Source organism: Streptomyces sp. NPDC050732 (assembly GCF_040654255.1).
Lineage (GTDB): Bacteria > Actinomycetota > Actinomycetes > Streptomycetales > Streptomycetaceae > Streptomyces.
Genome location: NZ_JBFAHP010000017.1, coordinates 149,016 through 172,603 on the forward strand (window position 1 = coordinate 149,016; position 23,588 = coordinate 172,603).

A 23,588-nucleotide genomic window follows, 5' to 3' on the forward strand; every position below is an offset into this window, starting at 1 on the left:
CCCTGCAAAGGGCTCGCCGAGGGGCATACACTCTCCCCTTTTGCACACCCGGCAACCCTTCGCACACATGGAGTGACGCCGAAAGGGCATGCGGAACGGGCGCGTTCGACGACCCGTCGGTCGAAGAACGCGCCCGTGTCCAGCCGCTGCCGCGCCCTCAGCCCACCGAGCTGTACGCCACGACGCCGCGCAGGAGTTGGTCGACGGCCTTGCGGGCGTTCCGCGCGACCGTGCTGCCCTCGCGCGGCGCCGCCGCGGAGATCTGCCCGAGGACGTCGATGACCTGCTTGCACCAGCGCACGAAGTCACCGGCCGGCATCTCGGCCTCGCGCAGCACCTCGTCGAGGCCCTTGTCGCTCGCCCACATGTACGCCGCCCAGGCGAAGCCGAGGTCGGGCTCGCGCTGACCGACGCCCTCCGCCTGACTGATCCTGAACTCCTCCTCCAGACCGTCAAGGCGGCCCCAGATGCGCACCATCTCGCCCAGCGCCGCCTTCGCCGCACCGGACGGCAGCTTCGGCGCGAGCGCGTCGTCACCCACCCGCGACTCGTACACCAGCGCCGAGACGCACGCGGCCAGCTCCGCCGGGTTCAGCCCCTCCCACACGCGGGCGCGCAGGCATTCACTGGCCAGCAGGTCCAGCTCGCCGTACAACCGGGCGAGCCGCTTGCCGTGCTCGGTGACCTCGTCACCGCGGAGGTAGTCGAGCTCGGTGAGGAGCGCGACGATGCGGTCGAAGGTGCGGGCGATCGTGTTCGTACGCCCCTCGATGCGGCGCTCCAGCTGCGCGGTGTCGCGCTTGAGGCGGTGGTACCGCTCGGCCCAGCGGGCGTGGTCCTCGCGCTCGTCGCAGCCGTGGCAGGGGTGCGCGCGCAGCTCCGTGCGCAGCCGTGCGATCTCCTGGTCGTCCGCGGCCGCCGCGCGCCCCTTGCGGTGCCGGTCGGGGACGATGTGCCCGGCCTTGGTGCGCAGCGCGGACGCCAGGTCGCGGCGGGACTGCGGCGAGCGGGCGTTGAACGACTTCGGGATGCGCATCCGCTCCAGGGCCTCGACGGGCACCGGGAAGTCCATCGACGCGAGCCGCTTGACCTGCCGCTCGGCGGTGAGCACAAGGGGACGCGGCCCGTCCACGTGGTCGAAGCCGCGGTGGCCGTTGGCCCGCCCGGCGGGCAGACCCGGATCGAGGACGAGCGCCAGGCCCGCGTACTTCCCCGTCGGGACGTGGATGACGTCCCCCGGCTTCAGCTTCTCCAGGGCGGCGGCGGCAGCGGCCCTGCGCTGGGCCGCGCCCTGCTTGGCGAGCTCCGTCTCACGGTCCTTGAGCTCGCGGCGCAGCCGCGCGTACTCCTCGAAGTCGCCCAGGTGGCAGGTCATGGAGTCCTTGTAGCCCTCCAGGCCCTCTTCGTTCTTCTGGACCTGCCGGGAGATCCCCACGACCGACTTGTCGGCCTGGAACTGCGCGAAGGACGTCTCCAGGAGCTCGCGCGAGCGGTGCCGCCCGAACTGCTCGACCAGGTTCACCGCCATGTTGTACGACGGCTTGAAGCTGGAGCGCAGCGGATACGTCCGCGTGCCCGCGAGGCCCGCCAGGTGCTCGGGGCTCATGGCGCGCTGCCAGAGGACCACCGCATGGCCCTCCACGTCGATGCCGCGGCGCCCGGCACGACCGGTCAGCTGCGTGTACTCACCCGGGGTGATGTCGGCGTGCTGCTCGCCGTTCCACTTGACGAGCTTCTCCAGGACCACGCTGCGCGCGGGCATGTTGATGCCGAGCGCGAGGGTCTCGGTGGCGAACACGGCCTTGACGAGGCCGCGCACGAACAGCTCCTCGACGACCTCCTTGAAGGTGGGCAGCATGCCCGCGTGGTGCGCCGCGATGCCGCGCTCCAACCCCTCCAGCCATTCGTAGTAGCCGAGGACATGGAGGTCCTCGTTCGGAATGGAGCCCGTGCGCTCCTCGACGATCTCGCGGACCGTCATCCGCGCCTCGTCGTCGTTCAGCCGGAGGCCCGCGTACAGACACTGCTGCACCGCGGCCTCGCAGCCCGCACGGCTGAAGATGAACGTGATCGCGGGCAGCAGGCCCTCGGCGTCGAGCCGCTCGATGACCTCGGGGCGGCCCGGCGTCCAGATCCGCGACCGCTGGCGGCGCTCCCGCTCGCGGTCGGCCTCGCGGATCATCTTGCCCTTGCGGCGGTCGCGCGGGTTGTACGAGCGGCTGGCCTCCATGCGCGCCATGCGCGTGAGGTCCGGGTTGACCGCCTTCTTGTGGCCCTCGCCCTCCTCGAAGAGGTCGTACATCCGGCGCCCGGCAAGCACGTGCTGGAAGAGCGGCACGGGCCGGTGCTCGGAGACGATCACTTCGGTGTCACCGCGGACGGTGTCGAGCCAGTCGCCGAACTCCTCCGCGTTCGACACCGTGGCCGACAGGGAGACCAGTGTCACCGACTCCTGGAGGTGGATGATCACTTCCTCCCAGACGGCGCCGCGGAAGCGGTCCGAGAGATAGTGCACCTCGTCCATGACCACATAGCCGAGGTTCAGCAACGACTGCGAGCCCGAATACAGCATGTTCCGCAGGACTTCGGTGGTCATGACGACCACCGGGGCGTCGCTGTTGACGCTGTTGTCGCCGGTGAGCAGGCCGACCTTGTCCGCGCCGTACCTCTTGGAGAGGTCGGCGTACTTCTGGTTGGAGAGCGCCTTGATGGGCGTGGTGTAGAAGCACTTCTTGCCCTGGCGGAGCGCGAGGTGCACGGCGAACTCGCCGACGATCGTCTTGCCCGAGCCCGTGGGGGCGGCCACGAGCACGCCCTTGCCCGCCTCCAGCGCCTGGCAGGCCTCGATCTGGAAGGGGTCGAGGCCGAATTCGTACATCTCGCGGAAGGACGCGAGTGCGGTGGCCTGCTCGGCAGCGCGCTTGCGCGCCGCCGCGTACCGCTCGGCCGGTGAGAGGTCCTCTGTCATCGTGCTTTCGAGACTACCGGCCACCACTGACAACAGACGATCAATATCGTCAGCTCACGTGGCCAGGACCCGCACCGCCCCCGGCACGCACTCCGCGGTCAGCGGCAGCGCGCCCAGCGGCTCCCCGTCCGCGTACCCGGTGACACCGGGCGCGGCGAGCTCGACCCTGGCCGCGCGGTGCACGGTGACCTTCGGATGGTCGAGGTGCGTGCCCCTGTAGACCCGCGGGAAGACCTTGAGCAGCGTCGTCCGGCTGCACTCCCCCACCACGGTGACGTCGAGGAGGCCGTCGCCCATGTCGGCACCGGCGCAGATCCGCATGCCGCCGCCGTACGACGATCCGTTGCCGACCGCGACCAGCGTGGCCTCGACCTCGTGGACGTCCTCGCCGTCCAGGGTGACGCGGTACGGGATCGGCTTGAGAGCGGCCAGCTCCGCGACCATCGCGAGGTCGTACTTGAAGCGCCCCGTGGGCCACCGCATCCGGTTGCCCCGGTCGTTGACGCGCGAGTCGAAGCCCGAGGCGAGCACCGTCCCGAACCAGGTCCCGCCGACCCGGCCCAGGTCGACGTCGCGGGTGCGCGCCCCCTTGAGCGCCTCGGCCACGACCTCCCCCGCGGCGGCGGGGTCACGCACCGGCAGGCCGAGGGCCCGCGCGAAGTCGTTGCCTGTCCCCACCGCGATCACCCCCAACGGGGTGCCCGTCCCGGCGACGGCCTGCAACGCGAGGCTCGCCATGCCGTCGCCGCCGACGGCTATCAGCGCCCCCGTGCCGCCGTCGACGGCCTCGCGGGCCCGCCGCAGCGCGTCGGGGGCGTCCTCACCGATGACCGTTCGCACGGAGAAGCCGCGGGCCCGCAAAGCGGAAGCGGCCGGCTGCGCCGCGTGGGCGCCCCGGCCGCGGCCCGCGGTGGGATTGACGAAGAGGGTGATCTCGCTGGTCACGGCCGGACCCTACAAGGTCAGGTCACGTCGTCGAAACCGTTCACACGATGATCGGCACGCCCGGTGCCCGCCTGCTCCGGCAGCGCCTGCGGCGACCGCACCGATTCGACCTCGCCGACGGCCTCGGGCGTGAGGTCGATGTCGGAGGCCTCGTCGTCGTCGAGCTCGGCGTCCGGATCGTTGCGACGGCGGCGCGCGTCGTTCAGGAAGGAGATGCCGACGGCCATGAAGTAGAGGACGACGATCGGCCCCGCGAGCGCGATCATGCCGACGGGGTCGGTGGTCGGGGTCGCCACGGCACCGAAGATGAAGACACCCATGACCACGCCGCGCCACCACGTGAGCATGCGGCGGCCGGTCACCATCCCCGTCATGTTCAGCATCACCAGGAGCAGGGGCAGCTCGAAGGAGATACCGAAGACGAGGACCATCCTGACCGTGAAGTCGAGGATCTTGTCCATCGCGAGGAGGTTCTCGGCCTGGTCGGGCGTGATGCTGATCAGGACCCGCATGCTGACCGGCATGATCGTGTACGCCAGCCAGGCGCCCCCGAAGAAGAGCGGCACCGCGGCGGAGACGAACCAGTAGGTGTACTTCCGCTCGTGCCTGTGCAGACCGGGCGCCACGAAGGCCCACAGCTGGTACAGCCACACCGGACTGGACACGATGATGCCGACCATGAGGCTGACCTTCACCGTGGTGGTGAAGGGCGACAGCAGGTCGTTGAACGTCACCTTCGCGCAGTGGCCGCCCGTGGGGTCCATCCCCGGCTCGCAGCGCGGCACCGGATCAGCCAGGAACTCCATCAGCTCCTGGCTGTAGAAAGCCGCCACGATCGATACGACCGTGATGGCGAGGAGCCCCTTCGCGAGCCGGTTGCGGAGCTCGCGCAGGTGCTCCGCGAGGGACATCCGCCCCTCGGGGTCCTTCTCCTTCTTGCGGGCAGACTTGAGCAACCCACGTCCTCATCTCGTGCGGCAGACCGGCCGTCGTCGCCGGCCTTGGATCAGCGCTGCGTCGTGCGGTCGGTCGGCTCGGTGACCGGGCGCGAGCTGGTCACGTCGCCGGGGGCAGCCTGGATCGTGCGCTTCTGGAGGGCCGGGTCGCTCGGCGGGTCGGCCGGGGCGGCGGCGTCGTCCTTGCCCTCCGACTTCATGGCCTTGGCCTCGCTCTTGAGGATGCGGGCCGACTTGCCGAGGGAGCGCGCCATGTCGGGCAGCTTCTTGGCGCCGAACAGCAGGACGACGATGACGAGGATGAGAATGATCTCGGTGGGGCCGAGCCTACCCATAGCTGTATACCTTCTTCACCGAGGCGACAGGAGTCTGGTTGCCCGGCAGACCGGACATACATCCGATCTCCCGCGCTGACAGCGATCGTAACCCCCCGGGGTAAACGCTCGGCAATCCCCGCGCATACTCCGAGTGCGGCCCCCGCCTCGATCCGGGCCGTGCCCGCAGCGTACCCGCCCTCCTCGGGGAGTTGACAGGTCGCGGACGCTAAAGAGCCCCTCGTCCCGCACCGGCCACACGGGCCGCGGCCTTCTCCAGGTCCTCCGCGGCCCGGTTGATCTTCTGTGTGGTCTCGGTCACTTGACGTGCGAGGCGCTGCGCCTCCACGAAGACCCTGACCGCCAGTACGCCGAGGACGGCGAGGCCCAAGAAGCCCGCCGCGATCGCGAGCATCGCCCAGAACATGCGCCGAGCCTAGACGGTCGAGTGCAGACGCAGCGTCCGCACCCCGCCGCGGGTGAGGAGTTCGACGATGCGCTCCCCCGCGGGCTTGCGCACCGCGGCCCCGCACTCGGGACAGGTGAAGGAGTAGAAGGTGGTGCGGCGGCTGGCGCCGATCGCGAGCCGCAGCGCCCCGGCGGAGAGCTCGAAGCGTGCGCGGCAGTCCGGGCAGGCGGCCGTGAAGAAGACGGGGGCGGGCCGCGGCTGCGCCGGCACCCCGGGCAGCCCGGACATCGTCGGTGTGCTCAACGCCCTTGCTCCTGACTGTCGTGATCCCTCTCGTACGCCTCGACGTCCCTCTCGTACGTCTCGACGCCCTTCCCGTACGTCTCGACATCCCTGTCGTACGCCTCCAGGGCCTCGCGTGCCGCCTGCCGTGCGCTCTCCGCGAGCTGCGCCGGGGAGACGATCCGGCCGTCCCTGCCGAGCCGCAGCGCGAGCCGGCGCAGCGAGGCGGGCTCGGGGGTGCGCAGCGTGATCCGCAGACCGCCGTCGGGCAGCTCCTCAGCACTGTCGTGCGGGTAGTACTCGGCGACCCAGCGGCCGCCGGGGCCGACCTCCACGACGACCTCCGGGTCCTCGGCGGCCGGCTGCACGAGGCCTTCGGAGAGGTCGCGCAGCTCCACCTCGGGCGGCGCGGACGGCTCGTCGAGGATCTTGATCTCGGCGACGCGGTCGAGGCGGAAGGTGCGCCGCGCCTCGGAGCGGCGGCACCACGCCTCCACATAGGTGTGGCCGACGCTGACCAGGCGGATCGGGTCGATCTCGCGCTCGGTGACCTCGTCGCGGGCGGGTGAGTAGTAGCGGATCCAGAGCCTGCGGCGCTCGGAGATGGCCCGGTCGACGTCGGCGAAGACGCCGCCCTCGGACTCGAAGGTCACCGAGAGGCGCGAACTGGCGCCCGCCGCCTCGCCCGCCGCGGTCTCCAGCTTCGCGGTGGCGCGCAGCAGCGCGAGCCGGTCGCTCTCGCGCAGGCCGGGCAGGGTGGACACGGCGCGGGCGGCGACGAGCAGGGCGGTCGCCTCGTCGGCGGCGAGCCGCAGCGGGGCCGCGACGTCGTCGGGGTTGTGCCACCAGATGCGGTCGCCGTCGGTGTCGATGTCGAGGAGGTCGCCGCCGCGGAAGCTGGTCCCGCACATCGGCAGCACGTCGAGGTCGGAGATCAGCTCGTCCGTGGTGATGCCGAAGGCGCGGGCGACATCGCCGACGCGGGCGCCGGGGCGCTCCCGCAGATAGGTGACCAGCGACAGCATCCGCCGCGTCTGGTCGATGGCGTTCGAGGCCATTGGTCTTCCGTTCCCCTCAGCCCTTGGCCACGGCGCGCAGCCGGTCCACGACGTCGGCCCGCAGCTCGGCGGGCTCCAGGACCACCACGTCGGGCCCGAACTCCACCAGCCAGGCATCGAGCCCGTGACCGTACGGAATCTCCAACTCCGCCCAGCCGTCGCCCAGTTCCCGCACCGCGATGGCCTTGGCCCGCAGCGGGTAGCCGGCGTCCGTGCGCAGCCGGATCAGGGCGGTGCGGTCGGCGGTCTCGCCCGCCCAGCTCGCGACGGTCTCGCGGACCGTGACGACGTCCGGTACGTCCGCCGTGTACTTCCCCGCGCGGGCGCGCACCTTGCCGGTGATCCGGGAGAGCCGGAAGACCCGCTCGGCACCCCGGTCGCGGTCCCAGCCCGCGAGGTACCAGTGGCCGCGCCAGCACTCCAGCGCCCAGGGCTCCACGTGCCGCTGCTCGGGGCGGGCGGCGGTCGCCTTGCGGTAGTCGAAGACGACGGGACGGCGGTCGCGGCAGGCCAGCATCAGCGGCTCGAAGGCCGCCTCGTGCGCGGGGATGCGGGGCTCCAGGGCGCTGTGCGCCCCGTACGGGTCCACGCCCTCGGGCAGGCCGGCGGCGCGCAGCTTCTGCAGGGCACCGCTGGCGGCCCCGGCCAGGCGGGCCTGCTGCCAGACCTTGGCGGCCAGGCCGAGGGCCGCGGCCTCCTCGGCGTCGAGGGTGATGGGCGGCAGGCGGTTGCTGTCGCGGCGGGCGAGGTAGCCGACCTCGCCCTCCAGGTTCTCCACGGTCTCGATGACCAGGCCCAGCTCGCGCAGATCATCCTTGTCACGCTCGAACATCCGATTGAAGGAGTCGTCGGAACCGGCCGCCCGGCCCCCCGCCCCGAAGGCCTCGACGTAAGCCTCGATGGAGTCCCGCAGCTCACGCTTGCTGAGCGGCCGCCGGGTCCCGAGCAGGCACAGCGCAAGGTTCATCAGCCGCTCGGCCTTGGCAATGGCCATCGACGCCCTTTCTCGGCTGTTCAGATTGTGCTTCCGACCGATGACCGTACCGCCCGGGGGTGTCTGCGCAAAAGCCGAGGGCTAGGGGTGCATCCCGAAGGGAATTCCGTTGAGGGTGGTGGTGGGAGACGGGAGGGCCCATGCCGGACAGGCATGGACCCTCGGCGAAAGGATCAGGTCACAGACGTCCTCAGACGGAGACCAGGTCGCAGACGAAGATCAGCGTCTCGCCCGGGGCGATGCGGCCGCCACCGGCGCCACGGTCGCCGTACGCCAGGTGGGCCGGAATGGTCAGCTCGCGCCGGCCACCGACCTTCATGCCCTGCACGCCCTGGTCCCAGCCGGAGATGACCTGGCCCGCGCCCAGCTGGAACTCCAGCGGCGCGCCGCGGTTCCAGCTCGCGTCGAACTCCTCGCCCGTGCTGAAGGCCACACCCACGTAGTGGACCTTGACGCGGTCGCCCGCCTTGGCGACCGCCCCGTCGCCCTCCCAGATGTCCTTGATCCGCAGCTCGGTCGGCGCCTCGCCGACGGGGAAGTCGACCTCGGGCTTGTCAATGCTCACGAAAATGCTCCTGCTTTGATACGAAAGGTCAGCTCGGACAGTCTTACATCCGCGAGGGCTCAGGCCTTCGCGAGGATGTCCACGCAGAACACCAGCGTGGAGTCCTTCTTGATCGAGCTGCCCTGCGGGGGCTGGTCGCCGTACCCCAGCTCCGGCGGGATGACGATGAGGACGCGGCTGCCGACCTTCTTGCCCGTCAGACCCTGCGCCCAGCCCTTGACGACCTGCGCCAGCTGGAACTGGGCGAGCTGACCGCTCTTGTACGAGGAGTCGAACTCCTTGCCGTCGGCCCAGAGCACACCCTTGTACTGGCAGAGGAGGCTGTCGGTCTCCTTGACCTCGTCGCCGTCGCCCTCCAGGACGTACGAAGCGACGAGCTTCTTGGGGGCGTCGGTCTTCGGGACGTCGATCGAGGGGGCCTTGCCGTCGGTGTTCGTACCGACCTTGGGCAGGTCCTTGTTCGACTGCGCGACCTCCTTGCCCTCCACCGAGCTCTTGGAGTTGAAGGTCCCGACGAGATCGACGACGAACACCAGCGTGTCCGAGCCCTTGATGCCTGCCTGCTTGTTGCCCTCCTTGCCGTACCCCATCTTCGGCGGGATGGCGATCTCCACCCGGCTGTCGAGCTTCTTGCCGACCAGCGCCTGGTCCCAGCCCGGGATGACCTGGCCGACACCGATCGGGAAGACCGTGGGGTTGCCGCGGTCGTACGAATTGTCGAAGACCTTGGCCGTCGCCCAGATCTGGCCGAGGTAGTTGGCCTGCAGATAGTCGCCCTTGACGACCTTCTTGCCCTTGCCCTCGATCAGGGTCTTGACGGCGAGATCCGAGGACGGCTCGCCCTTGCCCTTGGCCACGGTCGGCTTCTCGCCGAACTTGTCGCCCTTCGTGATCTCGGGCAGCGGCCCGTCCACGATCTTCGCGGTCGGCGGGGCCGACGTCGCGTTCGTCGGACTGTCGCTGGGCTTCGTCTTGGCCTTGTCGGCCTTGTCGTCACCACAACCTGCCAGCGTGAGCAGGCCGGCCGGGACAGCAAGGAGAAGTGAGCGTCGGCGCACGGTGGGGGCCTCGTATCGGTCGATCTTGTGGGTTGGCGTGCGCGCAACTCTACGGCGTGAGAAGGGCGCCGTACGAGGAACGTACGGCGCCCGTGTTGCGTTCCCGCAACGTCACTCGATTCCCCCGGGCCCCTCGGGACCCAGGGGCTCACATACCGGCGATGAGCTTCTCCACCCGGTCGTCCACCGACCGGAAGGGGTCCTTGCACAACACGGTGCGCTGTGCCTGGTCGTTGAGCTTGAGGTGGACCCAGTCGACCGTGAAGTCACGCCGCTGCTCCTGAGCCCGCCGGATGAAGTCCCCGCGCAGCCGCGCACGGGTGGTCTGCGGCGGCACCGACTTGCCCTCGAAGATCTTCAAGTCGTTGCAGATGCGGGCGGCTTGCCCCTTCTTCTCCAGGAGGTAGTACAGCCCTCGACGACGGTGGATGTCGTGGTACGCGAGGTCTATCTGCGCGACCCGCGGATGCGACATGGTCATGTTGTTCTTCGCGCGGTACCGCTCGATGAGCTTGTACTTCATGACCCAGTCGATCTCGGTGCCGATGCGGTCGAGGTCCTCGCTCTCGATCGCGTCCAGCGTGCGGCCCCACAGCTCCAGGACCTGCTCGACGGTGCCGGTGCGGATGCCGCGCCGGTCGACGAAGTCCACCGCCTTCTCGTAGTACTCGCGCTGCACTTCGAGGGCCGAGGCCTCACGGCCACTGGCCAGACGCACCTTGCGGCGGCCGGTGATGTCGTGACTGACCTCGCGGATCGCCCTGATCGGGTTCTCCAGAGTGAGGTCCCGCATCACCGTGCCCGCCTCGATCATGCGCAGCACGAGATCGGTGGCCCCGACCTTGAGGAGCATGGTCGTCTCGGACATGTTCGAGTCACCGACGATGACGTGGAGCCTGCGATAGCGCTCGGCGTCCGCGTGCGGCTCGTCGCGGGTGTTGATGATCGGCCGGGACCGGGTGGTCGCGGAGGACACCCCTTCCCAGATGTGCTCGGCACGCTGACTGACGCAGTACACGGCACCGCGCGGAGTCTGCAGCACCTTGCCCGCACCACACAGCAGCTGCCGCGTGACGAGGAACGGAATGAGGATGTCCGCGAGCCGGGAGAACTCCCCGTGACGGGCCACCAGATAGTTCTCGTGGCAGCCGTAGGAGTTTCCCGCCGAATCGGTGTTGTTCTTGAAAAGGTAGACGTCGCCCGCGATTCCCTCCTCGTGCAGGCGGCGCTCGGCGTCGACGAGCAGGCCTTCCAGAATGCGCTCGCCCGCCTTGTCGTGGGTGACCAGCTCGGTCACGTTGTCACATTCGGGTGTCGCGTATTCCGGATGTGACCCCACGTCGAGATACAGGCGGGCACCGTTCCGCAGAAAGACGTTGCTGCTGCGGCCCCATGACACAACACGGCGGAAGAGGTAGCGCGCCACCTCGTCAGGCGACAGGCGGCGCTGTCCCCTGAACGTGCACGTGACGCCGTACTCGTTCTCCAGCCCGAAAATGCGGCGGTCCATGACTGAACATTACGCCTGATGCCCGGCACTGAAACCGGGTTCGGCAGCACCGTTTCGATCATTTTCCGATGAACCCGCAACGACCCCGGATTCCACGACCGGTACCAGTACCCGCGCCGTGGCCAGCAGAACCATCAGCGCCGCCACACCGGCGAGCCCCGGCACCGCGAAACCCCACGCCGTACCACCCCACTCGACCACCGGCCCCGCCGCCGCAGTCCCCAACGACGCCCCCACCGTGAACGTCGTCACCAGCCAGGAGAACGCCTCCGTCACCGTCCCCCGCGGAGCATGCCGGTCCACGATGATGAACGCACACGCGAGCGCCGGCGCGAGAAACACACCCGCGAGCGCCGTCAGCGCCGTCATCGCCACCGCCCCCGGCGTCAACACCAACGGCCAATAGCAGACCGCCAACAACGCCACCAGGACACTCAGCCTCCGCTCCGGCACGCCGGCCCACTGCCGCGCCCCGTACACGGAACCCCCGACGAGCGCACCCAGTCCGAGCGCCGCCATCATCCAGCCGTACACCGCGTCACCGCCGTGCACGTCCGCGTACGACACACCCGCGACGGTGATCGAGCCGAGCGCCATGCCGATGAAGAGGAACGCGCCGAGGAGCGCGAGGAGCCCGGGCGAGCGCAGGGCACCGAGCCAGTGCGCCTCCCGCGGCGCCGAGCGCCACGCGCGCGAAGGCCGGGACACCACTACGGAGAGGGCACCGAGCACACCCACCACATTGACGACGAGCAGCGCCACCCGCTCCGACCACAGGGCCACGCAGCCCGTGATGAGCAACGGGCCCACGGTGAACATGACTTCCTGGGCGATGGCATCCATCGCGTACGCGGTGTGGACCTGCTCCTCCTTGCCCAGGACACTCGGCCACAGGGCGCGCAGACCGCCCTCCAGAGGCGGCGTGAACAGACCCGCGGCCCCCACCGCCACATACGCGAGCCCCAGCTGGTCCGGCCCCGTGAACGCGAACACCGCCATGCCCAGCCCGGAGAGCAGCGCGGCGGGCAGCTGGACCCGCGGCTGGCCGTACAGGTCGACGAGGCGCCCGAGCAGCGGCTGACCCACCGCGTTCGCCACGCCGTACACCGCGGCGAGCGCGCCGGCCAGGCTGTAGGTGCCGCCCTCGGCCCGGATGAACAGCACGATCGCGATCGCCGCCGTGGCATTCGGCAGCCTGCCCACCAGCGTCCCGGCGAGCAGCCGTGTCGCGTAGCGCGTCCTGAGGATCTCCGCGTATCCCGCCGCCATGCTCTCCCGCCCTCCCCCCGCACGCCGAGCCGGGGTTTTACGTATAACGTCCGGCGTCATACGTACCATGAGCGCAGCACGCGGGTCCACCGCGACCCCGCGACCACGAGACAGCTCCGTGCCGCGGGCACCAACCAGGAGGTCTCAGTGGCCGGGCCGCTACAGGAAACCGGGGGCACCCGCCCCACGAGCCGCGACGTCGCACGCGCGGCCGGGGTCTCCCAGGCCACCGTCTCCCTCGTCCTCGGCGACAAATGGCGCGGCCGCGTCGCCGAACCCACCGCCGAACGCGTACGGACCGCCGCACGCGAACTCGGCTACCGCCCCAACCTCGCGGCCCGCAACCTCCGCCTCGGCAGGACCAGGACCGCCCTCCTCGTCGTCCCCGAACTCACCAACGAATTCTTCGCCCACGTCTACACCGGCGTCGCCCGCATCGCCGCCCGGCACGGCTTCGGCGTCGTCCTCTACCCCTCCCCCGACGGCATCGGCCCCGCCCGCGACCCCTTCGCCTCCGCACGCGCCTCCCTCGACGGCGTCCTCGCCTCCTCCATGGCCTCCGACACCCTCGCCACCATCCGCGGCGACGACCTCCCCCTCGTCATGCTCGACAGCGACCCCGCGGGCAGCCTCGGCGCCACCACCGTCAACCTCGACCTCGCCGACGGCATGCGCCAGGTGACGGAACACCTCCTCGCCCTCGGCCACCGCGACTTCCTCCACCTCGGCGCGGACGTCGACTCCTGGACCTTCGACGTCCGCGCCGAAGCCCTCGCGCGGACACTGCGGGGCACGGACACCGCCGTGCACCGGGTCGCCGCCCCCCTGAACGTCGCGAGCGCCCGCGTCGTCGCCGAAGCCGCCCTCTCCGCCCCCGGCCCCCGGCCCACCGCGGTCGTCTGCGACGACGACTTCCTCGCCGCCGGCGTCTGCAAAGCCGCACGCCGGCTCGGCCTGCGCGTCCCCGAGGACGTCTCCGTCACCGGCTTCGACGACCTGACCCTGGCCACCGCCGTCGAACCCGAACTCACGACGGTCCGCCTCCCCGCCGAACGGTTCGGCGAGCGCGGCATGGAATCCCTCGTCGCCGTCCTGGAAGGCCGCAGCCCCGACGCCACCCCACTCCCCGTCGAACTGATCGTGCGCGGCTCCACAGGCCCCGCCCACTGACGCACACGACACACGACACACAAAGAAGCGCCCCGCCTCCCGGCCGCAAGGCCGGAACACGGGGCGCACCCACTAACAGGAAGCGGAAACGACCTACTCGATGTCGCCGCCGGACCGCGGCGCGGGCCCGGCTTCCTCGTCCGTGTCGGTCGCCGCGTCCGTCGCACCGCCCTCGTCGAGCAGCCGCGACAACTGCCGCCCCACGATCCGCTTGAACTTCCGCTGCTGCGGCCGCGTCCGGTCGAGGATCGCCACCTCCAGCCGCTCCGCGGGGATCTCCCGCTCACTGCCGTTGGTGTCGCGGGACAGCGCCTGCACCGCGAGCTTGAGCGCCTCGGCCAGCGTCATCCCGTCCCGGTGACGCTGATCGAGATACGTGCTGATCTGCTCGGCATTGCCACCGACCGCGACCGAACCGTGCTCATCCACGATCGAACCGTCGTGCGGCAGCCGGTAGATCTGATCGCCGTCCGGCGTCACGCCGACCTCGGCGACGACCAGCTCCACCTCGTACGGCTTCTCCGCGTTACTGGAGAAGATCGTGCCGAGCGTCTGCGCATAGACATTGGCGAGCCCACGGGCCGTCACGTCATCGCGGTCGTACGTATATCCACGAAGGTCCGCGTACCGCACACCGCCGATCCGCAGATTCTCGTACTCGTTGTACTTGCCGGCGGCCGCGAAGCCGATCCGGTCATAGATCTCGCTGAACTTGTGCAGCGCACGGGACGGGTTCTCGCCGACGAACACGATGCCGTCGGCATACTGCATCACGACAAGGCTGCGGCCACGGGCGATGCCCTTCCGGGCGTATTCCGCCCGGTCGGCCATGGCCTGCTGGGGTGAGACATAGAACGGCGTCGACACCGGATCCGTCCCTTTCTGTCAAAAAACTTCAGTCAGTGGCGAATTCGGAGCGATCAGAGCAGTGCGGCGCGCGGTCCGTCCGGCTGCTCAAGACGCTTCTCCAGGATCGCGCGCGCGATCGCGGACGACTCGTCGTCCGTCAGCCTCCGGAACCCCTCGTCGGAGATCACGGTGACGATCGGATAGATCCGGCGGGCCACATCCGGACCACCGGTCGCCGAGTCGTCGTCGGCCGCGTCGTACAGCGCCTGGACGACCAGCGTCGTCGCCTGCTCCTCGGTCAGACCATCGTGGTAGAGCTTCTTCATCGCACCGCGCGCGAACACCGAACCCGAACCGGTCGCCGCGAAGCCGTGCTCCTCCGAACGCCCACCCGTCACGTCGTACGAGAAGATGCGCCCCTTCTCGCGGTCCACGTCGTACCCCGCGAAGAGCGGCACCACGGCGAGACCCTGCATGGCCATGCCGAGGTTGCTGCGGATCATCGTGGACAGCCGGTTCGCCTTGCCTTCGAGCGAGAGCGTGGCGCCCTCGACCTTCTCGAAGTGCTCCAGCTCCAGCTGGAAGAGCTTCACCATCTCCACGGCGAGACCCGCCGTACCGGCGATGCCCACCGCCGAGTACTCGTCGGCAGGGAACACCTTCTCGATGTCGCGCTGCGCGATCACATTGCCCATGGTGGCCCGCCGGTCACCGGCCAGGACCACACCGCCCGGGAACGTCACGGCCACGATGGTCGTGCCGTGCGGAGCCTCGATGACGCCCTGGGTGGGCGGCAGTTGACGGTTGCCGGGCAGGATCTCCGGCTGGTGCTCGGACAGGAAGTCCATGAACGACGACGAACCAGGCGTCAGGAAGGCAGCTGGTAGACGCCCGGTGCTACGAGGATTGGCTTCCACGAGTTTCCTTCCAGGTAAGCGGTGGCTCGGCGGGTCTTGTCGGGGTCGTCCCCCAACTTGCCGATGCCTGAGTTGCAGTTGAAGCACAGTACGCCTCGGACTTTACCCGTCTCGTGACAGTGATCCACATGCACGGCAGGTGCCTCGAGACAGATCACACAGAGGCCCTTCTGGGACCTGATCAGTTGGTCACGCTCGGCCTCGGTCATGCCGTACTGACGCTTGAGATGGGCTGCACGGCCTTCGATGGCCCGACACGCTTTGCACCGAGTGGACAGGCCGTCGGATGCCGTCTTGTTACGGTCCCATTCGGCATGAGGCTTGGTCTCCCCACACCTGCGGCAGTATTTGTGCCCGGCCGGAGCTGCGACCTTGAGCCGAACGTTCTTACCCTTGGCCTTTTGCCGCTCCTGGTGATACTCCGCGGCGCACGGCCTGCAGTAGCACTGCAGGCCGTCACGCAATGCCCGATTCGATGCAAACGCCTCGCGCGGTTTCAACTCTCGGCATCGCGCGCACCGCTTGAGCGGCTCCGACAAGACCCCTCCCTACATCCCCAGCCTTCGATTCAAAGGAAGAATCACTCTCCGCCCTTCTGAACGAAGGAGCGCACGAAGTCCTCGGCGTTCTCCTCGAGCACATCATCGATTTCGTCAAGCACAGAGTCGACGTCGTCGCTCAGCTTCTCCTGCCGCTCCTTGAGGTCCTCCGAAGCCTGCGCGTCCTGCGTCTGCTCCTCGGTCTCCTCGGTGGGACGCGTCGCCTTCTGCTGTCCGCCGCCGGTGTCCTTGGTCGCCATCTACCTCACCCCGCTCGCTCGGTTAGACGTTCTTGATCAGACCCTACGCTCCGGGTCCGACATCGGCCCCGCAGTTGCATCAACGTGCGGGACCCACCTCTGTGATTCCCCCGTCGATGACCTTTCAGCCGCCCGAGAGGACCCGAACCAGGTCCTCTGCGGTGCGGCAGCGGTCCAGGAGTTCCTTGACGTGGTTGCGCGTGCCGCGCAGGGGCTCCAGCGTGGGGACCCGCTGCAGAGAGTCACGGCCAGGGAGGTCGAAGATGACCGAGTCCCAGGACGCCGCGGCCACGTCGTCCGCGTACTGCTCAAGGCAACGGCCGCGGAAGTACGCGCGCGTGTCCTCGGGCGGCTTGGTGGTGGCGCGCTCGACGTCCGCCTCGTCGAGGAGCCGCTTCATCTTGCCGCGGGCCACCAGCCGGTTGTAGAGGCCCTTCTCGGGACGTACGTCGGCGTACTGGAGGTCGACCAGGTGGAGCCGGGCGGCGTCCCAGTCGAGGTTGTCGCGGCGGCGGTAGCCCTCCATGAGTTCGCGCTTGGCGACCCAGTCGAGCTCTCCGGAGAGGCTCATCGGGTCGCTCTCCAGGCGGCCGAGGACGTCCTCCCAGCGGGTCAGTACGTCCTTGGTCTGGTCGTCGGCGTCGGAGCCGTACCGCTCCTCGACGTACTTGCGGGCGAGCTCGAAGTACTCCATCTGGAGTTGGACGGCGGTGAGTGACCGGCCGCTGCGGAGCGTGACGAGGTGCTTGAGTGTCGCGTCGTGGGAGACCTGGTGCAGCGTGCGCACGGGCTGGTCGACGGCGAGGTCGACGTTGATGAAGCCGTCCTCGATCATCGCGAGGACCAGGGACGTCGTGCCGAGCTTGAGGTACGTCGAGATCTCGGAGAGGTTGGCGTCGCCGATGATGACGTGCAGCCTGCGGTACTTCTCGGCGTCTGAGTGCGGCTCGTCGCGGGTGTTGATGATGGGCCGCTTCAGGGTCGTCTCCAGGCCTACCTCGACTTCGAAGTAGTCGGCGCGCTGGCTGAGCTGGAAGCCGTGTTCGTGGCCGTCCTGGCCGATGCCGACGCGTCCTGCGCCGGTGACGACCTGGCGGGAGACGAAGAAGGGTGTCAGGTGCCGCACGATGTCCGAGAAGGGGGTCTCCCGCTTCATCAGGTAGTTCTCGTGCGTGCCGTAGGAGGCGCCCTTGTTGTCGGTGTTGTTCTTGTAGAGGTGGATCGGCTGGGCGCCGGGGAGCTGGGCCGCGCGTTCGGCGGCCTCGGCCATGATGCGTTCGCCGGCCTTGTCCCACAGGACCGCGTCCAGGGGGTTGGTGATCTCGGGTGAGCTGTATTCGGGGTGCGCGTGGTCCACGTAGAGGCGCGCTCCGTTGGTCAGGATGACGTTGGCGAGGCCGATGTCCTCGTCGGTCAGCTGGCTGGAGTCGGCGGCCTCGCGGGCGAGGTCGAATCCCCGCGCGTCCCGCAGCGGGTTCTCCTCCTCGAAGTCCCAGCGGGCGCGCCGCGCCCGGTGCATCGCCGCGGCGTAGGCGTTGACGATCTGGGACGAGGTGAGCATTGCATTGGCGTTGGGGTGGCCGGGGACGGAGATGCCGTACTCCGTCTCGATGCCCATTACTCGCCGTACGGTCATGCGGCCCTCCTTGCCCGGCGGCGCTCCCGTTCGGGAACGGCGCTCAAGTACCGCTGTTGCTCCGGTGCGTGTGCGGTGCCCGTCCCCGCACTGCGCGACTCGGCGGTACCGAAGAGCCTAGAACGCCTTTGCGCTGGTGGGGAGATCATTGCCTTCATTGAAAAACAGACGGCTGCGGGTACCCGTGAAGGACACCCGCAGCCGTCCTGTGTTCTACAGGTATTGACCGGTGTTGGCCACCGTGTCGATGGAGCGTCCGGTGTCCGCGCCCTGCTTTCCGGTGACGAGGGTTCGGATGTACACGATCCGCTCGCCCTTCTTTCCGGAGATCCTGGCCCAGTCGTCGGGGTTGGTGGTGTTGGGCAGGTCCTCGTTCTCCTTGAACTCGTCGATGCAAGCCTGGAGGAGGTGAGCGACCCGGATGCCCTTCTGGTTCGCTTCGAGGAAGGCCTTGATGGCCATCTTCTTGGCGCGGCCCACGATGTTTTCGATCATGGCGCCGGAATTGAAGTCCTTGAAGTAGAGGACTTCCTTGTCGCCGTTGGCGTACGTCACCTCAAGGAAGCGGTTCTCCTCGGATTCGGCGTACATCTGCTCGACGACGGATTGGATCATGCCCTGGACGGTGGTGCGCCGGTCGGCGCTGTGTTCGGCCAGGTCGTCGGCGTGCAGGGGGAGCCGTTCGGTGAGGTACTTGGCGAAGATGTCCTTCGCGGCCTCGGCGTCCGGGCGCTCGATCTTGATCTTGACGTCGAGTCGTCCGGGTCGCAGGATCGCGGGGTCGATCATGTCCTCGCGGTTGGAGGCGCCGATGACGATGACGTTCTCCAGGCCTTCCACGCCGTCGATCTCGGCGAGCAGCTGGGGGACGATGGTGTTCTCCACGTCCGAGCTGACTCCGGATCCGCGGGTGCGGAAGAGGGATTCCATCTCGTCGAAGAAGACGATGACGGGGGTGCCCTCGCTCGCCTTCTCCCGGGCTCGCTGGAAGACCAGGCGGATGTGGCGCTCGGTCTCGCCGACGTACTTGTTGAGGAGCTCGGGGCCCTTGATGTTGAGGAAGTAGCTCTTCCCCGCGGGCTGGCCGGTCACCTCGGCGACCTTCTTGGCAAGGGAGTTGGCGACGGCTTTCGCGATCAGCGTCTTGCCGCAGCCGGGGGGCCCGTACAGCAGGACGCCCTTGGGCGGCCGCAGTTCGTGCTCCTTGAAGAGGTCGGGGTAGAGGTAGGGGAGCTCGACGGCGTCCCGGATCATCTCGATCTGGCCGCCGAGGCCGCCGATTTTCTCGTAGCTGATGTCGGGGACTTCTTCGAGGACGAGTTCTTCGACCTCGCTCTTGGGGATGACTTCGTAGACGTAGCCGGAGCGGGGTTCGAGCAGGAGGGCGTCGCCCGGGCGGATGGTGACGTCGAGGAGGGGTTCGGCGAGCCGCACCACTCGTTCTTCGTCGGTGTGTCCGACCACCAGGGCTCGATCGCCGTCCTCAAGGATTTCCTTGAGGGTGACGATGTCGCCGACGCTCTCGAACTCCATGGCCTCGACCACGTTGAGCGCTTCGTTGAGCATGACTTCCTGGCCGCGCCTGAGCTCTTCGAGCTCCACGCTCGGGCTGACGTTCACCCGGAGCTTGCGGCCCCCGGTGAAGATGTCCGCCGTGCCGTCCTCGTTCGCCACGAGGAAGACTCCGAAGCCGGCCGGTGGCTGTGCGAGCCGGTCGACTTCCTCCTTGAGGGCCACGATCTGGTCGCGGGCCTCACGGAGCGTGTTGGCGAGCCGCTCGTTCTGTGCGGATACGCCGGCCAGGTTGGTCTGCAGCTCGACGATCCGCTCTTCGAGAATCCTCGTATGACGCGGAGAGTCGGCGAGCTTGCGTCGCAGGACGGCGATTTCCTGCTCGAGATAGGCAACCTGACCGGCGGGGTCCTCAGACCCTCGCCCCGGCCGGATGCCGCGGTTGATGTCGTCGTCGTGGGCTGCCACGGTCCTCACCTCCTCCAAGGGGAGCTGGACGCTTCCAGACCCTACCTGGGTGGGTGTCGATTGAAACCCCTAGATCACAAAGACAGTGGGGGTGTGTCCGATCTTCACCCTTGCGCTCTCCCTCACGCCAGAGGAATACCCACCCAACAACATCGGAAAGCGGGCGGTTGTATCGTCGAACTGTTCAACACCCGTCAGGGCTGGCCCGACTTGCTGTATTTTCGGGCCGCCCGGCGCAGCGACCGGCAGGAGAGATGACCGTGCGGCACCAGGCCGAGACCGGCAGTGAGGGCGATCCGCTGGAGGTCTGGATCGACCAGGACCTCTGTACCGGGGACGGCATCTGTGCGCAGTACGCGCCGGAGGTCTTCGAGCTGGACATCGATGGTCTGGCGTATGTGAAGAGTGGTGACGACGAGCTGCTGCAGGCTCCTGGGGCGACAACGCCCGTGCCGTTGCCGCTTCTCCGTGATGTGGTGGATTCGGCCAAGGAGTGTCCTGGCGACTGTATCCATGTGCGGCGTGTTTCGGACGGTGTCGAGGTCTACGGGCCCGAGGCGGCTTGATCCGGCCGCTGCCGGGGCGTCATACGCCGAGGGCTTCGGCGGGTGTCGTCCGCTCGAACGTCCCGTCCTGCCATTGCCACTTGGCTTTGTCGTGCTTGTCGGGGCAGCAGCGGGGTACGTCGGGTGTGGAGTAGCCGAGGAGGGTGGCGGTGACTGTGCCGTCACGGAGGGCGAAGTCGCTGACGGTGAGTCGGTCCTTGGGGTCGACGAGTGTCGCGACGACGCGGGGTTTGCCCGCTGCCGGCCTGGTGATCACATAGATGCCGTCGGGCGGGGTGCCTGAGCCGGCGCGGCAGTGGACGACGGCGACCGTTTCGGGTCGGGCGTCGCCGTCGAGGTCGCCGGTGGCCTTTTCCTTGACGACGGGCTTGACGGGGCCGCAGGTGATCGGGAAGTCGACGGAGGCCGGGTCGGGTGCGGGGGCCGGGGCCGGGGCGGCCGCGGCGGCTCTGGGGTGCGGTTTGGGGCCGGTCTGTGCGGCGGTCGCGGGGTCGGGCTGGAGGACGGCCGAGCCGGCGACGACGGCGGCCAGTGCGGCGGCGGTGGCGAGCCAGTGGATGGGGCGGGTGGCGGTGTGGGCCAGTTCCGGGACGGCGGGGTGCTGCACTAGGAAGTGTCTCCTGTGAGGGCTGTGCCGGCGGGGGGTGGCCAGCATCGTGCCATACGTCACAGTGAGGTGGAACACCGGGGTCGGATGGTGGGCCGGTGGTTCTCGCGGTTCTTCCGGTACGGGCTGGTGTCCTGTCAACGAAACGGCGCCGCCGCCGAGTTCCCTGGTCGGTCAGGGAACTCGGCGGCGGCGCCTGTTCATTGGGCGGGTTCCGTGGCGCGGGTCAGCGCGGGGTGCCGCCGTCGGCGTTGGGGCCGGAGTAGTCGTCGCCGTAGGCGCCCTTGGCGGGGCGGCGGCGGCGCATGGGGGGCTCGACGCCGTCCGCGAGGCGGCGGGCGGTGAGGAGGAAGCCGGTGTGCCCGATCATGCGGTGGTCGGGGCGGACGGCGAGGCCTTCGATGTGCCAGTTGCGGATCATCGACTCCCAGGCGGTCGGCTCGTTGAAGCCGCCTATCTCGCGGATGGACTCGACGGTCCTGGCGAGCTGGGTGGTGGTCGCGACGTAGCAGCAGAGGATGCCGCCGGGGACGAGTGCCTTGGAGACGGCCTCCAGGCATTCCCAGGGGGCGAGCATGTCGAGGATGACGCGGTCGACCTCGGTGTCGCTGAGGTTGTCCTGGAGGTCGCCGACGGTGAGCTGCCAGGCGGGGTGGGGGCCGCCGAAGTAGCGTTCCACGTTCTGCTGGGCGATCTCGGCGAAGTCCTCGCGGCGCTCGTACGAGTGCAGCATTCCCTGGTCACCGATGGCGCGCAGCAGGAAGCTGCTGAGCGATCCTGAGCCCACGCCCGCCTCGACGACGCGGGCGCCGGGGAAGATGTCGGCGAAGGCCAGGATCTGCCCCGCGTCCTTGGGGTAGACCACGGCGGCGCCGCGGGGCATGGACAGGACGTAGTCGGGGAGCAGGGGTCGCAGCGCCAGGTAGGCGACGTTTCCCGTGGTTCGGACAACACTGCCCTCGGGAGCGCCGATCAGCTCGTCGTGGGGGAAGGAACCCTTGTGGGTGTGGAAGTTCTTCCCGGCTTCGAGCGTGAACGTGTAGTGGCGTCCCTTGGGGTCGGTGAGCTGGACCTGGTCCCCGACCTTGAAGGGCCCGCGACGGCGGGCGGCACCGGTCGGTTCGGACATGTGACCAGCCTACCGGCCGTGGCGGGAAGCTCGGACCACCGCTGGAGGTGCGGTGGTCAGGAGGGCCTGGCCATGGCCTTGACGAAGGCGCGTTCGACGTCGGCGGCGGAGAGTACTCCGTAGATCTCGCCGGACTCCTCGACGACGAGGTATTCGGTGGCGGGGGTGGCGCGGAGGGTGTCGAGGAGTTCTTCGCCGGCGAGCTCGGCGGAGATGCGCATGCCTTCGGTGATGTCCTGGGCGAGGCCGCCGACGCCGACCCAGGGGCGGCGGTGCTGGGGGACGGAGACGATGGCGGCTTCGCGGACGACGGCCATGGGGTCGCCGTCGGCGTCGACGACGACGAGGGCGCGGGCGCCGGCGTCGTTGGCCCTGCGGAGGGCTTCGGAGAGGGGGGTGTCGCTTTCGACGGGGACGGCGCGGCGGGTCAGGGTGCGGGCGCGGAGTTCGGGCAGGTGTTCGCGCAGGCGGGCCATGCGGAGGCTGTTTCCTGCGCCGGTCCAGATGATGGCGGCGAGGATCGCGGCGAGCAGGGCGTCGGTGACGGTGTTCATGCCGCCGATGTCCTCGGGTTCGCCGCCGAGGGCGCCGGACTGGTTGAGGAGGGGCAGTCCGATGAGGACGGAGATGGCGAGGGCGCGGCCGACCCAGGCGGCGGCGACGGTGCCGCTCATGGGTTTGCCGGTGATCTTCCAGACGACGGCGCGCAGCATGCGGCCGCCGTCGAGGGGCAGGCCGGGGAGGAGGTTGAAGGCGGCGACGATGAGGTTGGAGATCATCAGTCCGGCGAGGAGTACGCCGGGCACGGTGCCGGGGTCGACGGCCTGCATTCCCGCGTAGAAGATGCCGGCGAGGACGAGGGAGAGGAGTGGGCCGACGAAGGCGAGGACGAATTCGCGGCCGGGGGTCTCGGACTCCTTCTCGATTTCGGAGACGCCGCCGAAGAACTGGAGCTGGATGCGGCGGACCGGGAGTTTGAAGCGGAGGGCGGCGACGGTGTGGGCCAGCTCGTGGACGAGTACGGAGGCGTAGAAGGCGACGGCGAAGAAGAGGGAGACGAGGTAGCGGGCGCCGCCGAGCTCGGGCAGGACGCGGTCGAGCTGGCCGCCGAAGACCCAGGTGATGAGGGCGGCGACGAGGAACCAGCTGGGTGCGACGTAGACGGGCACGCCGAACGGCTTGCCCATGAGGAGTCCGCCGCCGGGTCCTTTCTGTGCCTTGGGGGGGACCGGGGTTCCCTTGCCGCGGGGTGGCCCGGGCGGGCGTGGTGGCCCGGCGGGCGGCTCTTCTCGGGGCGTCTTGGTGAGGGACGTGCCGGTCTCACTGTGCCGGGGGTGTTCCGGCTCGTGGGTCGTGTGTGTGGTCGTGTCCGTGTCCGTGTCGGCCGGGCGTGTCGGCTCCGGGGAGCCGGTCGCGCCGTGTGCGTCTTTCGGGTTCTGCGGGTCTTTCTGCCGCAGCCCTTCGGTGCCGTCGGACTGCGGCCCGCCGCTCCCGCCGCTTTCGTCCACGATGTCCCCTCGTTCGAAGCGTCCCTCGCCCCGGTATGGCGCGGTTACCCGCACGATCATGCAGGGTGAGACGGTCTGTCGTCGATGGTATGCGGCTGT

Annotated in this window: 23 protein-coding genes; 2 read left to right on the forward strand and 21 right to left on the reverse strand. The window is 69.1% G+C overall.

Going from position 1 to position 23,588, the window contains the following annotated elements:
• Nucleotides 1–157: 157 nt before the first annotated feature.
• The 12 genes from AB0H82_RS17800 to AB0H82_RS17855 all read right to left on the reverse strand — a co-directional run bounded on the left by AB0H82_RS17800 (nt 158) and on the right by AB0H82_RS17855 (nt 12,328).
• On the reverse strand, nt 158–3,013 hold the full coding sequence (locus tag AB0H82_RS17800) for a DEAD/DEAH box helicase (protein ID WP_362993729.1): 2,856 nt from the start codon (nt 3,011–3,013) through the stop codon (nt 158–160).
• Between the two features lie 9 nt (nt 3,014–3,022).
• Nucleotides 3,023–3,913, reverse strand: coding sequence for a diacylglycerol kinase (locus AB0H82_RS17805; RefSeq protein WP_362993667.1), 891 nt, complete (start codon nt 3,911–3,913; stop codon nt 3,023–3,025).
• A gap of 17 nt (nt 3,914–3,930) precedes the next feature.
• Nucleotides 3,931–4,824 carry a twin-arginine translocase subunit TatC gene (tatC, locus tag AB0H82_RS17810; RefSeq protein WP_362993731.1) on the reverse strand — a complete coding sequence of 298 codons (894 nt, stop codon included), beginning with the start codon at nt 4,822–4,824 and terminating at the stop codon, nt 3,931–3,933.
• A gap of 95 nt (nt 4,825–4,919) precedes the next feature.
• Nucleotides 4,920–5,204 (reverse strand): Sec-independent protein translocase subunit TatA, encoded by a 285-nt coding sequence (gene tatA, locus AB0H82_RS17815; protein ID WP_362993669.1) that lies wholly within the window; start codon nt 5,202–5,204, stop codon nt 4,920–4,922.
• A gap of 208 nt (nt 5,205–5,412) precedes the next feature.
• Nucleotides 5,413–5,610 carry a hypothetical protein gene (locus AB0H82_RS17820; protein WP_362993671.1) on the reverse strand — a complete coding sequence of 66 codons (198 nt, stop codon included), beginning with the start codon at nt 5,608–5,610 and terminating at the stop codon, nt 5,413–5,415.
• Nucleotides 5,611–5,619: 9 nt separating this feature from the next.
• Nucleotides 5,620–5,880 carry a hypothetical protein gene (locus AB0H82_RS17825; protein WP_362993733.1) on the reverse strand — a complete coding sequence of 87 codons (261 nt, stop codon included), beginning with the start codon at nt 5,878–5,880 and terminating at the stop codon, nt 5,620–5,622.
• An 11-nt stretch (nt 5,881–5,891) separates the two neighbouring features.
• Entirely contained in the window at nt 5,892–6,932 is a 1,041-nt protein-coding gene (locus AB0H82_RS17830) for a WYL domain-containing protein (RefSeq protein ID WP_362993673.1), read from the reverse strand.
• Nucleotides 6,933–6,948: 16 nt separating this feature from the next.
• Nucleotides 6,949–7,926: a WYL domain-containing protein gene (locus tag AB0H82_RS17835; protein WP_362993675.1), complete on the reverse strand. Its 978-nt coding sequence runs from the start codon at nt 7,924–7,926 to the stop codon at nt 6,949–6,951.
• Between the two features lie 190 nt (nt 7,927–8,116).
• Nucleotides 8,117–8,491 (reverse strand): FKBP-type peptidyl-prolyl cis-trans isomerase, encoded by a 375-nt coding sequence (locus AB0H82_RS17840; protein WP_362993677.1) that lies wholly within the window; start codon nt 8,489–8,491, stop codon nt 8,117–8,119.
• Between the two features lie 59 nt (nt 8,492–8,550).
• The gene (locus AB0H82_RS17845) at nt 8,551–9,549 is read right to left on the reverse strand and encodes an FKBP-type peptidyl-prolyl cis-trans isomerase (RefSeq protein ID WP_362993679.1); all 999 of its coding nucleotides are present in this window, start codon (nt 9,547–9,549) and stop codon (nt 8,551–8,553) included.
• Nucleotides 9,550–9,697: 148 nt separating this feature from the next.
• Nucleotides 9,698–11,059, reverse strand: coding sequence for a Pup--protein ligase (gene pafA, locus AB0H82_RS17850; RefSeq protein WP_055567245.1), 1,362 nt, complete (start codon nt 11,057–11,059; stop codon nt 9,698–9,700).
• A 9-nt stretch (nt 11,060–11,068) separates the two neighbouring features.
• On the reverse strand, nt 11,069–12,328 hold the full coding sequence (locus AB0H82_RS17855; RefSeq protein ID WP_362993681.1) for an MFS transporter: 1,260 nt from the start codon (nt 12,326–12,328) through the stop codon (nt 11,069–11,071).
• Nucleotides 12,329–12,475: 147 nt separating this feature from the next.
• Here AB0H82_RS17855 and AB0H82_RS17860 point away from each other — a divergent pair, with 147 nt between their 5' ends.
• Complete coding sequence (locus tag AB0H82_RS17860) at nt 12,476–13,498, forward strand: LacI family DNA-binding transcriptional regulator (RefSeq protein ID WP_362993683.1); 1,023 nt, start codon at nt 12,476–12,478, stop codon at nt 13,496–13,498.
• Between the two features lie 93 nt (nt 13,499–13,591).
• Here the strand turns inward: AB0H82_RS17860 and prcA are convergent, their stop codons facing one another.
• The 6 genes from prcA to arc form a co-directional block, all read right to left on the reverse strand.
• Entirely contained in the window at nt 13,592–14,365 is a 774-nt protein-coding gene (prcA, locus tag AB0H82_RS17865; protein WP_362993685.1) for a proteasome subunit alpha, read from the reverse strand.
• Nucleotides 14,366–14,418: 53 nt separating this feature from the next.
• Complete coding sequence (prcB, locus tag AB0H82_RS17870; protein ID WP_362993687.1) at nt 14,419–15,264, reverse strand: proteasome subunit beta; 846 nt, start codon at nt 15,262–15,264, stop codon at nt 14,419–14,421.
• A complete protein-coding gene (locus tag AB0H82_RS17875; protein WP_362993735.1) occupies nt 15,216–15,764 on the reverse strand; it encodes an endonuclease VII domain-containing protein in 549 nt (182 codons plus the stop codon). The genes prcB and AB0H82_RS17875 overlap by 49 nt, the downstream gene beginning before the upstream one ends.
• Nucleotides 15,765–15,844: 80 nt before the next feature.
• Nucleotides 15,845–16,063 carry a ubiquitin-like protein Pup gene (locus tag AB0H82_RS17880; protein ID WP_150219625.1) on the reverse strand — a complete coding sequence of 73 codons (219 nt, stop codon included), beginning with the start codon at nt 16,061–16,063 and terminating at the stop codon, nt 15,845–15,847.
• A gap of 124 nt (nt 16,064–16,187) precedes the next feature.
• The gene (gene dop / locus AB0H82_RS17885) at nt 16,188–17,699 is read right to left on the reverse strand and encodes a depupylase/deamidase Dop (protein WP_362993690.1); all 1,512 of its coding nucleotides are present in this window, start codon (nt 17,697–17,699) and stop codon (nt 16,188–16,190) included.
• A 213-nt stretch (nt 17,700–17,912) separates the two neighbouring features.
• On the reverse strand, nt 17,913–19,679 hold the full coding sequence (gene arc / locus AB0H82_RS17890; protein ID WP_362993692.1) for a proteasome ATPase: 1,767 nt from the start codon (nt 19,677–19,679) through the stop codon (nt 17,913–17,915).
• A 254-nt stretch (nt 19,680–19,933) separates the two neighbouring features.
• Between arc and AB0H82_RS17895 the strand changes: the two genes are divergently transcribed.
• Nucleotides 19,934–20,245, forward strand: a complete 312-nt coding sequence (locus AB0H82_RS17895) for a ferredoxin (RefSeq protein ID WP_362993694.1) — start codon at nt 19,934–19,936, stop codon at nt 20,243–20,245.
• A gap of 19 nt (nt 20,246–20,264) precedes the next feature.
• On the opposite strand, the gene AB0H82_RS17900 is transcribed toward AB0H82_RS17895, so the two are convergent.
• The 3 genes from AB0H82_RS17900 to AB0H82_RS17910 all read right to left on the reverse strand — a co-directional run bounded on the left by AB0H82_RS17900 (nt 20,265) and on the right by AB0H82_RS17910 (nt 23,489).
• The gene (locus tag AB0H82_RS17900) at nt 20,265–20,852 is read right to left on the reverse strand and encodes a hypothetical protein (protein WP_362993696.1); all 588 of its coding nucleotides are present in this window, start codon (nt 20,850–20,852) and stop codon (nt 20,265–20,267) included.
• A 226-nt stretch (nt 20,853–21,078) separates the two neighbouring features.
• A complete protein-coding gene (locus tag AB0H82_RS17905; protein ID WP_362993698.1) occupies nt 21,079–21,981 on the reverse strand; it encodes a tRNA (adenine-N1)-methyltransferase in 903 nt (300 codons plus the stop codon).
• A 56-nt stretch (nt 21,982–22,037) separates the two neighbouring features.
• Complete coding sequence (locus AB0H82_RS17910; protein ID WP_362993700.1) at nt 22,038–23,489, reverse strand: site-2 protease family protein; 1,452 nt, start codon at nt 23,487–23,489, stop codon at nt 22,038–22,040.
• Nucleotides 23,490–23,588 lie beyond the last annotated feature (99 nt).